Origin of the sequence: Streptomyces lacrimifluminis (genome assembly GCF_014646095.1) — a bacterium.
Classification (GTDB): domain Bacteria; phylum Actinomycetota; class Actinomycetes; order Streptomycetales; family Streptomycetaceae; genus Streptomyces; species Streptomyces lacrimifluminis.
Map to the genome: position 1 here is coordinate 26,426 of NZ_BMMU01000045.1, position 13,298 is coordinate 39,723.

General features: G+C 68.3%; 12 protein-coding genes and 2 pseudogenes. 5 read left to right on the forward strand and 9 right to left on the reverse strand.

What is annotated here, in order from left to right; all coding sequences use genetic code 11:
• Nucleotides 1–175 precede the first annotated feature (175 nt).
• A complete protein-coding gene (locus tag IEY89_RS36825; RefSeq protein ID WP_189151907.1) occupies nt 176–421 on the reverse strand; it encodes a hypothetical protein in 246 nt (81 codons plus the stop codon).
• 91 nt (nt 422–512) lie between these two features.
• Nucleotides 513–809: a hypothetical protein gene (locus tag IEY89_RS36830; RefSeq protein WP_189151908.1), complete on the reverse strand. Its 297-nt coding sequence runs from the start codon at nt 807–809 to the stop codon at nt 513–515.
• 424 nt (nt 810–1,233) lie between these two features.
• On the opposite strand from IEY89_RS36830, the gene IEY89_RS36835 reads away from it, so the two are divergent.
• The gene (locus tag IEY89_RS36835) at nt 1,234–1,854 is read left to right on the forward strand and encodes a hypothetical protein (protein WP_189151909.1); all 621 of its coding nucleotides are present in this window, start codon (nt 1,234–1,236) and stop codon (nt 1,852–1,854) included.
• On the opposite strand, the gene IEY89_RS36840 is transcribed toward IEY89_RS36835, so the two are convergent.
• Together IEY89_RS36840 and IEY89_RS42250 are read right to left on the reverse strand one after the other, a co-directional pair.
• Nucleotides 1,794–2,588 (reverse strand): IS1634 family transposase, encoded by a 795-nt coding sequence (locus IEY89_RS36840; protein ID WP_229695631.1) that lies wholly within the window; start codon nt 2,586–2,588, stop codon nt 1,794–1,796. The genes IEY89_RS36835 and IEY89_RS36840 overlap by 61 nt on opposite strands.
• A 403-nt stretch (nt 2,589–2,991) precedes the next feature.
• Nucleotides 2,992–3,255: pseudogene (locus IEY89_RS42250) on the reverse strand (acyltransferase); the annotation flags it as partial.
• A gap of 815 nt (nt 3,256–4,070) precedes the next feature.
• Here IEY89_RS42250 and IEY89_RS41225 point away from each other — a divergent pair.
• The 3 genes from IEY89_RS41225 to IEY89_RS36860 all read left to right on the forward strand — a co-directional run bounded on the left by IEY89_RS41225 (nt 4,071) and on the right by IEY89_RS36860 (nt 6,459).
• Nucleotides 4,071–4,967, forward strand: coding sequence for a tyrosine-type recombinase/integrase (locus IEY89_RS41225; protein WP_229695632.1), 897 nt, complete (start codon nt 4,071–4,073; stop codon nt 4,965–4,967).
• Between the two features lie 259 nt (nt 4,968–5,226).
• Nucleotides 5,227–5,742, forward strand: a complete 516-nt coding sequence (locus IEY89_RS36855) for a GNAT family N-acetyltransferase (RefSeq protein ID WP_229695633.1) — start codon at nt 5,227–5,229, stop codon at nt 5,740–5,742.
• A gap of 60 nt (nt 5,743–5,802) precedes the next feature.
• Nucleotides 5,803–6,459: a class I SAM-dependent methyltransferase gene (locus IEY89_RS36860; RefSeq protein WP_189151910.1), complete on the forward strand. Its 657-nt coding sequence runs from the start codon at nt 5,803–5,805 to the stop codon at nt 6,457–6,459.
• Nucleotides 6,460–6,536: 77 nt separating this feature from the next.
• On the opposite strand, the gene IEY89_RS36865 is transcribed toward IEY89_RS36860, so the two are convergent.
• Nucleotides 6,537–8,078, reverse strand: a complete 1,542-nt coding sequence (locus tag IEY89_RS36865; RefSeq protein ID WP_189151911.1) for an acyltransferase — start codon at nt 8,076–8,078, stop codon at nt 6,537–6,539.
• Between the two features lie 174 nt (nt 8,079–8,252).
• Here IEY89_RS36865 and IEY89_RS36870 point away from each other — a divergent pair, with 174 nt between their 5' ends.
• On the forward strand, nt 8,253–8,789 hold the full coding sequence (locus IEY89_RS36870; RefSeq protein ID WP_189151912.1) for a 2'-5' RNA ligase family protein: 537 nt from the start codon (nt 8,253–8,255) through the stop codon (nt 8,787–8,789).
• Nucleotides 8,790–9,068: 279 nt separating this feature from the next.
• Here IEY89_RS36870 and IEY89_RS41760 read toward each other — a convergent pair whose 3' ends face one another.
• The 4 genes and pseudogenes from IEY89_RS41760 to IEY89_RS36885 form a co-directional block, all read right to left on the reverse strand.
• Complete coding sequence (locus IEY89_RS41760; protein ID WP_308437482.1) at nt 9,069–9,359, reverse strand: hypothetical protein; 291 nt, start codon at nt 9,357–9,359, stop codon at nt 9,069–9,071.
• Nucleotides 9,360–9,374: 15 nt separating this feature from the next.
• Nucleotides 9,375–9,509: a hypothetical protein gene (locus tag IEY89_RS41765; RefSeq protein ID WP_308437483.1), complete on the reverse strand. Its 135-nt coding sequence runs from the start codon at nt 9,507–9,509 to the stop codon at nt 9,375–9,377.
• Nucleotides 9,510–9,545: 36 nt separating this feature from the next.
• Nucleotides 9,546–11,531 (reverse strand): beta-galactosidase, encoded by a 1,986-nt coding sequence (locus IEY89_RS36880; protein ID WP_189151913.1) that lies wholly within the window; start codon nt 11,529–11,531, stop codon nt 9,546–9,548.
• Nucleotides 11,532–12,545: 1,014 nt separating this feature from the next.
• Nucleotides 12,546–13,241: pseudogene (locus IEY89_RS36885) on the reverse strand (ricin-type beta-trefoil lectin domain protein); the annotation flags it as partial.
• Nucleotides 13,242–13,298: the final 57 nt, after the last annotated feature.

Here is a 13,298-nt window from a genome sequence, read left to right on the forward strand (position 1 = left end):
AGCCGGTCTGTAGGGGTTGTCCAGGGGGCCGGGCGCGTCGCTTGTTCAGCGGCAGCCTGCGGCGTTGAGGGCCGTTGACGTACCGGGAGTCAGCTGCGTGTGGAGCAGTCCAGGCCGGTGCTGTGGGTCCGTACTGCCAGGGGGCGGGGAGGAACCCGGCTGCGGTGCCCGGGTTTCAGGTTTGCTGTGAGCACCTGGGCAGGAGCCCGACGAACTGCGGGGTCCGGAAGGGCAGGACGGCGCAGATGCCGAAGACCAACTGCGCTGCGGCGAAGCCGTTGGCGTTGGCGTCGGAGAACTGTTGCACGCTGACGAGTAGGACCGCGCCCGCCAGATCAATGCGGCGGGCGTCGGAATCCTTGCCGCCGGGGCGGGCAGAACCCGGCTGGCCGAGCGCGACGGCTTTGAGGTCGAAGGGCACGTTGATCGGGGAGATCGCGCGCCACTAGCCGGGCATTCCGCACATGGGGATTGATCAACTCTTGGTGATCGTCGAGTGGGGTGTTATTTGATCATCGTGGCAGGGTGGGGTCGACACCGAGTAGGTCCAGCAGCCGGGCTTGGAGTGGTGGTGGTTGAGGAATCCCTGGTGGCTGCCCGTTGACGGCGGGGATGAGGCGGAGTCGGGCCAGCGCCTCGAAGACCAGCCGTCCGGTGGGTTTGGCGGGTCTGCCCGCGTAGAGGCCGTCGAGTTTGATGTGCGGGGCGATCACCAGGCGGACTTGCCGTTCGATCAGGCAGAAGATCAGCAGCGCGAGGCAGATCACGGTGATGAGGGCGGCGATGCGCCGGTTGTTCTTCAGGAACATCGGCGCGACAGCCAGGGGGCCTTGGTGGCCCGGTCGATGATCCCCGCCAGATTCAGACGGCGACAGTAATCGGCGATCACCGGCAACGCGCCCAGCTGCTTCTCGATACTCGCCGCGACATACCGAGCCCGGTGTCGTCCATGCTGATCCACAACCGAACACCCTGGGAGAGCCCCCGATAAAGCAGGGGCTTGAATTAACTGATCGGGCTTGTATATTCATCGCCGGTGGCGAGACGCTTCGATGTGTGAGATATCGAACTAGCTGTCCATCTCATCCGATGACTGTCGCGCTGACCTGGGCAGGGTCATTTTGGTGAATGTGGTCGTTGGATGGCCTGCGACGCCGAGGTGAGGACGATGACCGCTTGCTGCGCGGAGAGCCGGATGCGACGGGATGGCGATCAACCAGGAGGACACGACCCGTGAAGGTGGAAGAACTGTTGTGGCGCCTGGTCGACAAGTACGCGCCAGCTCCGCCGGCGTACTCCATGCTGGTAAGGCCCACGTGGTTCGACCACGCTGGTGATCTCGTCGTGGTGGACGGTCCGATCACCTGGGAGACCCCATGGCTCACTGAAGGAGGGTTCAGTCATCAACTCCCGGCGGGTACTCACCCGGTGTACGCGGGAACCTGCGCCTTTCCCCCGCAAGACGAGGACCCCGAGGCGTTCTGGCGCACCGTCACCATGGTCGTGATCCCACTGACCGAGCCCTATCGGATCGAGAGGGCAAACTGGGACGTCGCGGGCTACCACGACGTCCACCTGATCGAGGACTTCGCCGTCTTGTGGGGCGAAGAGGCCATGCGTCGCTCGCTCCCGCACGTGGACGACGCGTCCTCGTTCGTCCGTGACGCACGGGACGGCATCCTGGCCAAAGGGCCACGCCACCGCAAGGACAACTGGACGAACGTCGTGGTGGACCGGGAGACCGGTGCCAACGCCCTCGTCTTCCCCGTGCACGACTCGGAGTACGTCACCGGCTACGAGATCGTCGACGACGAGGGCGAACTGCTCTGCCTTGTCTTGGCGGCGTGCGGATAGAGCGGACGCGGGGCGATGAACCCGACACCGGCCTCGATCATCGCCGACACGTTGCCGTAGGACACAAGTTTGGAGTCGCCGATCAGCAGGAAGTCCCGTGGCGCGGTCATCTTCGTCAACTCGGTCATCGCCGCGACCACTTGGGCGACCTCTCCGGCGCCGCCGTCGTAGGCGCGCTGGAAGACCGGTATCCCGCCGTCCCCGGCGACCGCGAGCCCGGCCTGGATTCGGTTGAGGTCCACCCGGCGGTCCTTGGGGTGGCCGAACTTCGGTGCGGCGTACTCGTCGTCGGTCTGGTCGTAGGCCCGGTACAGCGAGATCGAGGTCATGTCCCAGTGAAGGCGGGAGGTGTCGATCCCGAACGCGGTGATCGCTTGCGCGCCCACGGTTCCGATGATGTGGTCGAGTTCGGGGGCGATCGCGTCCAGTGCCCGTCCGAGTCGGTCGTCGTTGAGCAGGGCCGGGTCGATGCCGAAGACCTCCTCGACCGCCGACTCGCGGGCCCAGTCGGCCACTCGGACCAGCGGTGTGGGTGAGGTCAACCGGTTCGCGATCAGTGTTTCGATCACCTGTCCGTGGGTGAAGTCCGCGAGATCACGTATCGGGCAGGCCAGGTCGATGATCCCGGCCAGGTTCAGACGGCGGCAGTAGTCGGCCACCACCGGCAACGCGCCCAGTGTCTTCTCGATACTCGCCGCGACGTATCGGGCTTGCTGCCGTTCACGTTGATCCACGACTGAACACCCTGGCAGAGGCCCTGATCGGGTGGACACCGGCCTATCCGATCAAGTCACCCGTGCCCATGTGCGGAAGACGGGACTAGCTGTCGAACAGGTCCAGAGGAGATTGGGGAGGGGGATGCTGAGATTGGGGGAGGGACGGGGCGGTGGCGAGACTCAGGGTCGATGGGTGCATGAAGACCTCATCGGTCTTCGCATCGGTGGTACACACGTAACTGCACGACGTGCGGGTTCTCTTCACTCCGCCATGCGGCCGGTCCCTCCACATCCACGCGCTTCACCACCTTGCCTCCGGAGAGCCGTAGGCCGTGCAGCAGGCCACCTTTCCGCTGGGGTGCTCCCTGCTGTACGACTCGGCCGACGCCCACGGGACCCGCGGGGACCATCAAGGGAGAGCTCAAGAGATACGCAAGGGCGGCGGCCCGTCACCCGGTTCGGGGCGATGGATCCCACGTGGCCGATACCCGAGGTGGTTCGAGCGTCCCACCAGATCTGCCAGCAGCCAGATGATGGCCAGCCACATCTCCGTCCCCTGCAAGCCCGGTTCCGGGCCCGGCCCCGCCGTACCCGGTCCGAACCCGAAGCCTTTGCCGTCCTGCCAGGTCGCCAGGGCGGCGGTGAGTCGGCGTTCGGCCCAGGCCCGGATCTCGGCCCCCCGGTAGGTGTCGTCGTCTCCGCCCCTGCCGCCCAACTGCCTTGTGCACATTCTCTTCGGTTCGTCACCGCGTCGTGCACTGTCGCGTCGCCCCAAGAGGGGTGCAGTGTGCGACGGTTCGCGTTGCCGTGTCGTGCACGTCGTAGTTGTCGTTGAAGGCTCGTGACTCATCAGGTGATCTCCAGAGGGCTGCGGCCCTTCCCGGTACACATGCCGTCGGGGCAGCGGTACTGGACCGTGTTGGACGACGATCAGTTGCTGCCTGTACCGGAAGCGGACGAGTTCTTGCGGCATGTGCGCTTCGGCCGCGATCAGGTGGAGTCGACTACGCGTACATACGCCGGGGCAGTCGTGCTCTACCTGACGTGGTGCCGCTGCACCGGCCGGGATTGGACGACGGCGGCCGGCCGACTGGGCAGCTTCATGTTCTGGCTGCGGCACTCGACCGGTGACGGCAGTCCGGTGGCGGCCGGGCCGGGCAGTGAACCCGTTCGCGGGCCTCGCCGGATCAACACCGTGCTGGCCGGCGTCCGCGAGTTCCTCACCCACGGCACGACGCTCGGCACGGTGCCGACGTTCGTGCTTTCCCAGCTCTACGAGGTCGCTGACGACCGGGACTTGCCGATGCAGGCCCGCGGCGAGGGAAGCCACCTTCGCTACTACGCCAAGGCTCGGCACCGGGCAGCCGAACCGCAAGAACCGGTCGGCCGCGCAAGCGACGAGGAAGTCCTTGCCCTGCTGCGGGCCTGCCGCTCGGCCCGGGACGGTTCATCGTCCTCCTGCTCGCCAGGGCCGGGCTGCGCCGCAGCGAGGCCGTGGGCATGCGGCGCGAGGACATCCATTTCATCCTGGATGCCAGCGTGTTGGGCTGCCGGATTCCCGGCTCTCACCTGCACGTGGTGCGACGGGACAACGACAACGGCGCCTGGGCGAAGTCAAAGCGTTCGCGCGCCGTCCCGGTGGACTTTCTGCTGGTTCAGGCTTACGACCAGTACGTCGTCGAACGAGACACCTGCCGCGAAGCCCGCGACAGCGACTTCGTGCTGGTGAACCTGTTCCGGCCCCCACTGGGGGCGCCCATGCCGCCGGGCGCCCTGAACGACCTCTTCGATCGGCTCTCCCGTCGGGCCGGCCTGGCCGACGGCGTTCATCCCCACGCTTTGCGGCACGGATTCGCCAGTAACGCGGCCGACGCCGGCGCCGTCCTGGACGAGATCGCCGACCTCCTCGGGCACGCCAGCGCGGCCAGCTCGCAGGTCTACCTGCATGCCCTCGACCAACTGGCCTCCGCTGGCGAGGAAATCAGCGTTTCCTCGGTGGCCCGCGCCGCCGGCGTCCACCGCAGCCTGATTCACCGCCACGGAGACCTGCACGCGGCCGTCATCGCCCGCGCGGGCCAGCCCCCGCCCGGCACGACCGCCGGAACGCAGGTCAGCCGCAAGTCGCTGTTGGCCGACGTTGCGAATCTCACGGCCCGCAACGGGAGACTGGCCGCGCACATCACCCGGCTCGAACGGCGCCTGTCCGAGGCCCTGGGCCAGGCGGCTTGGGAAGCCTCTGGCCTTGGCGCCCCGGCCGACGTCGATACGCTCACACGCCGCGCCACCGAGCTGGAACAGCAGATTCTCGACCTCCGCGGCGAACTCGCGGAACGGGACGAGGACCTCGAAGCCGCCCGCGCCACGAACCGTGAGCTGATGGCCCAGCTCAACCGCTGACGGCGTGGTCGCCAGCACCCACGGTTCCCCGAGGGCGGTGTCCCAGACGATCAGCCTCTGATTGGCTCTGCTCGCGACAAGGGGCAGCAATTCGACGTGGGTTGGGGAGGCGTACTCAGCCACGGAGCATCGCAATGTTCACGAGAACTGGCAGCACCAGACCTTCCTCCCGCGTGGCCGTCGGCGAAGCTTGGCGGGCTCCTTGAGCTTGCTCTTCGCACGGAGACGCGTTCATGATCGCCGCATGACTAGGCACTCGGTGACCTTGGACGAGATCGTTTTGGAGGACTGGCCAGCCGTTCACTCGTGGGCGTGCCTCCCGGAGGTGTGCCGCTATCAGTCCTGGGGGCCGAACACAGAGGTTCAGACGCAGGACTTCGTGGACTCCGCGGTCAAGGTCTGGTCGGGCACCCCTCAGCGCCGGTTCCCGTTTGTCGCTCGTGTCGGTCGGGATGTGGCGGGCATGGGTGAACTGCATGTCCGTAGCCATAAGCAGCGCCAGGGCGAGATCTCATACATCGTGCATCCCCGAGTGTGGGGGCAGGGCATCGGCACGGAGATCGGTCGCCAACTGCTCGCGTACGGGTTCGACGAGCTGGGGCTTCATCGGATCTATGCCACCTGTGATCCGAGGAATCTCGGCTCCTCCCGGGTGCTGTCCAAGATCGGTATGACGTATGAGGGGCGCATGCGCCACACGGCGCTGCTCCGCGACGGCTGGCGAGACTCCATGATCTTCAGCAGCCTCGAAGGGGAATGGCGCTCCACTGCGTAACCCCGCCGACGGGGTGTTGTCGTCAACCCGTGAACAAAGCCACTCTGATGGACTCATGCCATGACGACGCTGCTGTCCCGCATCTTTCGAGCACTTGAAAAGTTCCATGCCTCCCACCCCTGGGACCACAACGCCCACTACCACCGGCGGATCCTGCGCCAGCTCCCGAGACGCTTCAACAGCGCCCTGGACGTCGGATCCGGCAGCGGTGACCTCGCCAGACTGCTGGCCTCACGAGCCGGAGCGGTGCACGGCATCGACGTCGACCCCACCATCGTCGCTCGCGCGCGGGAACTCACAGCCCCCGCAGCCCCGGTGACCTTCACCGTCGGAGACGCACTGAACGACATACCCCCTGGCCCCTACGACGTCATCACATGTGTCGCCACCATCCATCACCTGCCGTTCAGCGACGCCCTCACCCGCTTCCGACAGCACCTGACGCCCGGCGGAACCCTGGTCGTCATCGGTCTCTACCGCCCGCACTCTCGGAGCGACTACCTGATCGACGCCATCGCCATTCCGTCGAATGTCGCCATGGCATGGATCAAGAACAAGGGCCGCAAGCCACCGCGACCGACCTCGATGACTGCCCCGACCCGACCGGCGACCATGACCTTCGCTGACATCGTGCGCGACGCTCGCCACGCACTACCCGGCGCACGGCTGCGTCGGCGACTGTTCTGGCGCTACACGCTGGTCTGGCACCAGCGCTGAACAGTCGGCGCGCCACGGTCTGACCATGGAACCAGTTGAAGCCCCTGTGGTGTCGGACTCGTGAGCATCTGTATCGGTCACCAGCCGCTGCCTGCATCCACGACACCTGTCGCGCACACGGCACCGAACGAGTCATGCCACTGAGCTGGGAAAACGTGGCGCCCGTCGGGTCCACTCGACTTCAAGCCCGAGAGAAAGGCAAGCCACAACGGGTGCGCGACGTCCAGTACGTTGCAGGCGTTCTCGTGGCCCGCGCCGAAGTAGCGGGCGTCCCGGCTGTGGTCCAGTACCGCGTCCACGACTCGCTCCGGATGTGGGACGGGCATCCCGAACTGTGCGAAGGAACCCCGTGTGAGCCGGTAGTAGCCGTTCACCACCTGGAGGCGGCCGGCGGTGGTCGAGGGGCTGCCCCACATGCCGGTCCAGGGGTCGGCCCGGGTGAGGAGCCAGCCGAAGAGGGCTTCGAGTGTGCCGGGAGTGGGATGGGAGGTGGTGGGGTGCCGTAGGTTCCAATGGGCGGCTGTGGCCCAGGAGTCGATCCAGGCACCCGCGCCCCAGGCGCTGTCCCGCCAGGGCAACTCCTCCAGACGTACGATGAGTTGACTGGTCGTCATATCGCTGACGCCGCAGATCGGTTGAGGGAAGGAAGCGCCCAGGAGTTCCAGCGCGTAGCCCACCGACAGGACGTGGTACAGGGCTGGGCCCTCGCCGATGAAGCCGTCGGCGTCCATGGTGGGTGCCTGCTCGCCGAGTTCGGGCACCAGGCCGGTTGCCCGGTCCTGGAGGGACGCCAGGCGCTCGATGTGTTCGGTCCTGTCCAGTTGCTCGGGGGCGGACGACAGCAGCAGGTCGGAGATCTCGACGGCGTCGCAGTGTGCCCGCACGGTGGGTGAGGCGCCCGGGCGGTCGGTGTAGTGGTCGCCAGTCCAGCAGCGGGCCAGGATGTCGGCGGCCTGGGTACGGGCGGTCTCCGCGAACCGGGCCAGGGCATCGCCGTCACCGTCATCGCCGGCCGGGATGCTTGGCCGCTGGCGGCCCCCTGTCGCGCGCCGGTCCCGAAGCCGCCGCGCCGGGTTGCCCGCAACCACCGTCCACGCCGGTAGGTCCTTCGTCACCACCGCCCCGGCGCCGACAACGCAGTGGTCGCCGATCGTGACGCCATCCACGACAACCACATGGGAGCCGATCCAGACGTCGTCGCCGACGGTGATGCCCCGGCTGGTCTGGGGTTGCTGGAAGACAGGCCGGTCGGGGGCCGTCGAGTGGTTGAAGCCCAGGAGGGACGTGTGGGCGCCGATGCGCACGCCGGTGCCCAGGGAGACGGTGCCGCGGGCCACGGTGAACGGGTTCAGCGTGCAGTCCGTGCCCGTGGTCAGGGTGCCGGTGACGTAGGCGTGGGCGGCGATGTACGAGTCGTCGCCCAGTCGGAGGAGGTCGGGGAAGACCGCCGCCGACTCGGCCACGTAGCAACGCTCGCCCACCTCGCTGTCCCCGCCCAAAGACTGTTGGCGCTCCCGCTGCACGGCTCGCCGGTCCTCCGTGGCCTCCTTCTCGAACAGCCAGGGGCAGTGGTCGAAGCGGTCGGACGAGAGTGCGGACGGCTGCTGTCGGTGATCCATGACGGCACGCTAGACAGACGCGTGCCGTACGAGGAAGAGGGCCCGGTGGGAATGCAGCGGCGGTCGTCGCACCCTTCGCCGTGTCGACGGCCCCGACGGACCTCGGCCGGGAGCGAGACGACTGCGTCGGTAATCGGGTCGTTGCCGTTCTGGGCTCGCTGATACATATGTGCGATGGCAGGCAGCGACTCCGGTGGGTTTCAAGCAGGGCAGTCGGGACTCGTCGTGAGGGTCCCCGAGGCAGAACCTGCTGTTCGAGCGTGGCGTGACCGGCTGGACCCCTCAGCCCGTGCGGGTGTTCCGGCCCATGCCACCGTCCTCTTCCCGTTTCTCGACAAGAGCCGCATCGACAGCGGTGCTTGCGCTGCCATGGCAGAAGTGATCGGGCGTCACCGGCCCTTCGAGGCCCGGTTCGAGCACCGCGGGCGATTCCCGGGGATCTTGTATCTCGTCCCCGAACCGGACATCCCGTTCCGTCGGCTCACCGAGGCGATCGCGGACCGGTGGCCGCAGACCCCGCCGTTCGGCGGGCAGTTCGACGATGTCGTCCCGCATCTGACCATCACCCAGGGCCAAGACGATGCCGTGCTGGAGGAGGCCGAGGCCAACCTTCGCAGCCGTCTTCCCGTCACTGCCCGCGTGTCGTCGGTCGATTTGGTGGTCCACGACGGAACAAGGTGGCAGCAGCGAGCGTCGTTCGCGCTCCGGTGATCCCTCTGTTGGTCATCAGTCAGCCGCCCGGCTGGGCCTTGGTGTGCGCGAGGCGGTAGGAGTCGTTGGCGGCTTCGATGATGTTGCCGCCGAACGCGATGAGGATGCCGTGACCGGCTGGATCAGAGAGACGTGGGCGCGGGTGGAAGACGGTGAGGGAGTAGGACGCTTGGCCGCGCTTCGCGGATGAGTCGAGACATCGGCGGAGGAGGCACCCGGTATGTCCTCTCGTGATTTGTGATTCGTGACTGGTGATTCGTGGTGCGGGTGCGGGGTGGTTCAGGGAGCGTCGGCGTCCCTGGAGGTGATGCGGAGCAGGACGGCGGACGGCGCGGTGGGCAGGGTCAGGCTCAGCTCGGCCGTGTCGGGTGTCCAGGCGGGACGGGCCCGGCCGGCCGAGGGGTAGAGCAGGTCACCGGTCTCGGGATCGTGGAGGCCGACGGTGAGCACGTGCCAGTCGCCGTCGCGGGTCACACGGTGTGCGCTGTACCGCAGCCGTCGGCCGAGGGACGTGTCGATGAGGCGCCCGGCCGACCAGGCGCGGCCGTGGCCCGCGGCCGTCACCTCCACCAGGGGCAGCGCGGGTCACGAGCGCCGCTCGGGAGACGTCCCACCAGGGAGGCCGATACGGGTGAGGCGGGCGGTGCCGTCTTCGCCGACGCCGATCACGACCTCCAGGGTCCGGTGGCCCCATCGGAGGATCTGCGGTGCGCTGGTCATGGATGCCTTTCCGGAGAGGGACGGAGGAAGCCGTGCTCAGGCGCTGCGAAGCACGGCGCAGCCGCCGACGGGCAGTTCGGACACCGTGCCGCCCGTGAGCAGGTCGTGGGCGGACTCGGGCAGGGACACGGGTTCGGTGCCGTGGTTGATCAGGAAACGCCAGCGGCGGCCGTCCGGGGCGCGTCGGGTGGTGGCCTCGACCCCCGGGGGAAGGCCCGGCATCTCCGGTCCCACCCTTGCCTCGGCGAGCAGTCGGGCGACCAGGGCGCCGTGGCCGGCGTCGTCGAGGCGGGTCGAGAGGTACCAGCCCTGCCCGGTGCCGAAGCGGTGCCGGGTCAGGGCCGGGCTCCCGGCGAGCATCCCGTGGGTGTAAGTGGCGAGCGTCTCCGCGCCCTCGGTGCGCAGGGACTCGCTCCAGGCGGTGCCCTGTGTTCCGTCCGACAGGGTGATTTGCTCGGTGCGCCGCAGTGGCCGGTACTCCTCGACGCGGATGCCCAGTGCCTCGCGCAGGGGAGCGGCCGGGTAGCCGCCCAGGCGGGCGTGGAGGCGGTCGTCGACGTAGCCGCAGGCGTGCTGGACGAGGAGCGTTCCGCCGTCGGAGACGTAACGGCGCAGGTTCTCGGCCGCCGCGTCGGAGAGGAGGAACAGGGCGGGTGCGACGACGAGCGGGTAGCGGCTCAACTCGTGTGCGGGGTGGGCGAAGTCGACCGTGACACCGGCGTCCCACAGCGTGTGGTGGGCGCGTGCGAGTGCCGCGTGGTAGTCGAGGTCCGTGGTGGGCAGGCCGTCCACACCGAGCGCCCACCAGGCGTCCGGGTCGTGCAGAACGGCCACCTGCGCGCCGAGTGTCGATCCCGCCAGTTCACCGAGGCGGGCGACGGCCACCCCGGCCTGTGTGACCTCGCGGAAGATCCGGCTGTCGGGTCCGGCGTGCGGGACCATCGCCGAGTGCCAGGTCTCGGCACCGGCTCTCGACTGCCGCCACTGGAAGAAGAGGGCGCCCTCCGAGCCGCGGGCGATGTGGCCGAGGGTGTGGCGCAGAATGTCACCGGGGTCCTTGGCGAGGACCCGGTCGCCGTCGTAGACGGTGCTGGTGCCTTGCTCCATCAGCAGCCAGGGACGGCCGCCGCCCAGCGACCGGGCGCGATCCGCGTGGAAGGCGACGTCGGCGGCGGCGCCGAGGCCGGGTGCGCTGGGGTACTGGTCGCAGCTGACCACGTCGAGTTCCCGGGCGAGGGCCCACAGATCGATGTTCTGATACCCGGGCAGCATCAGGTTGGTGGTCACCGGCCGGTCGCTGTGTGCGCGGATCGCGTCACGCTGCTCGCGGTAGGCGGCGATGACGACGTCGGACCAGAATCGGCGGAAGTCCAGGGCCTGGCCGGGGTTGTGGTGCCAGTTCGTCGCACGCGGTGGCAGCACCTGTTCCCAGGAGGTGTAGTGCTGGCTCCAGAAGGCCGTTCCCCAGGCCTCGTTGAGGACGTCCAGCGAGCCGTGGCGGGCGCGCAGCCACACCCGGAAGGCGGCGGCCGTGTGGTCGCAGTAGCACAGGGTGGCGTACTCGTTGTGCACGTGCCACAGCGCGAGGGCGGGATGGTCGCCGTAGCGTGCGGCGAGCGCCCCGGCGATCCGGCTGGCCGCGTTCCGGTAGGCGGGCGCGGTGAGGCAGTACGTGTCCCGGCTGCCGTGGACGAGCCGGGTGCCGTCGGGCCGGACCGTCAGCGCGTCCGGGTGGGCCAGGGTGAACCAGGGCGGCGGGGAGGCGGTGGGGGTGGCCAGGTCGACGGCCACGCCGTTCGCGTGCAGGCGATCCAGGTGGGCGTCCAGCCAGGTGAAGTCGTAGCGGCCCTCCTCCGGTTCCAGCAGCGCCCAGGAGAAGACGCCGACGGTTGCCAGGTTGACCCTGGCCCGGCGCATCAGCTCGTCGTCCTCCTTCCACACCGGCTCGTCCCACTGCTCGGGGTTGTAGTCCCCGCCGAAGGCGAGTCCGCCCAGGCGGTCGGTCAGGCTGCGTGAGGTCATGACGGGTCCTCGTCGGGTACGGAGAGTCGAATCGAGCTCTGGCGGGTGGCAGGGCCGGTGACAGCAGTACTTGTTCATGCTCGGGTCGCACAGCGGGCAGGGCGGTGATCAGCCGGCCGGTCATCTGCTCGACCGCCACGCGGCCCGGTTCCTGTGCCGGTCCGGAGACGCCGGTGAGGGCGGGTGCGTACTGCCCGGCCAGTTACTCAGGACACGGGGCCACCGCCTCCCGCGGTCATGACTCATGGCGGCGGCCTCCCTGACGGGAGCTGTCGAAGCGCTTCACTCAAGGTGTAAGTTAACGGGCAACTTTCGTGAGAAACAAGGGCCTGCTCCGTGAGATACTTTCTTCATACTCGTCCATTGACAGCCTGTCAGGGTGAATGGCATCGTCGAAGCGCTTCGACTTTCACGCTGTAGAGTCGGCTCCACGTCAGGATCCACGTTCGGCTTTCGAGGGGTGCGGACCGTGGGTTGGGCAGCCCTTCAGCCGCTGACCGGCCTTCCGTATGCGACTCCCCGGATGGCTGGGGAACGAGGTGCCGTCGGACTGCTCCAACGGCTCATGCGCGACGAGCGGTCCGCGATGCCACCCCCGTCCGATCCGGCCGCCGCCGCGCCTGGTCGACACACCGTGCCCCCGCTGGCGAGCCGCCGCACGGCGCCGCCTGGTGCGGGATGTCCACACAACCTTCTTCGGCCGCTCGGCCCGGCACAGGTCTTGAGGGCCTCAGCCGGTCAGCGCACCCGTCCTGACATGAAGAGAGCCCGCTCACCGGCCGATCGGGCCTTCGCCCGGCACACACCGACAGCGTGCTCGAAGCAACACACTCGGAGCGACACATCCGGGTGCTTGTCGACGGACTCCGGAGCCCTACTGACCACGGGCCCGGAACGTGCCGGACCGCCGGACCACCCACTCCAGCCACGGCGGGCGTCGCGCCCGGCGCTGCCCGCCACGGAGGGTCTCCCGGGACCGGAGCCCGAAAAGGGCCAAGGTCCCGGGAGCGGAGGTCATCCGGCGGTCAGAGTGGTCCACTTCTGGTTGGAGCCGCCCTGGCAGTCCCACAGCACGAGCTGCGTGCCGTCGGCCGTGGAATAGCCCGGATCATCGAGACAGCGGCCGGAGGCGGGGTTGCGGTAGCCGCCGTTGTAAGGCTGCCAGACCTGGTTGGAGCCGCCGTGGCAGGTCCAGATCTGCACCTTGGTGCCGTTGGCCGTGCCCCCGCCGGCGGCGTCGAGGCACTTGCCCATGGAGCGCAGGGTGCCGTCGGTGTAGGCGGACCAGAACTGGTTGACACCGTCGCCGCAGCCCCAGATCTGGACAGCGGTCCCGTCGGCCGTGCCGGTGCCGTTGACATCCATGCACTTGCCGGCGATGCCGGACTGCACACGTGCCGGAGCGGGGGCGGGATTCCTCAGCCATCCGGCGCTGTCCGCGGCCTGGATGCCGCGATGGAAAGCGTCCGCCATCTTCCGGTATCCCGAGTCGTTGGGGTGCAGGGTGTCGGCCAGGTCGGCCGTGGTCAGGCTGCTCATGTCCACGTATGCGACGTGCTTGCCCGCGGCCCGGGCCTCGCTCACGATCTGGGGTACGGCCTGGTTGTACGCGGCACGGTGCTGCTCGACGCTGCCGCTGGTGGACACGACCATCGAGGCGACGAGGACGGTCGCGTCGGGGACTGCGGCGGTGATCTGGTTGACCAGTGAGGGTTTTCAGCGGTGCCGCTCCAGGGTGAGGACGGCCTTGGCGATTGACGTCATGCG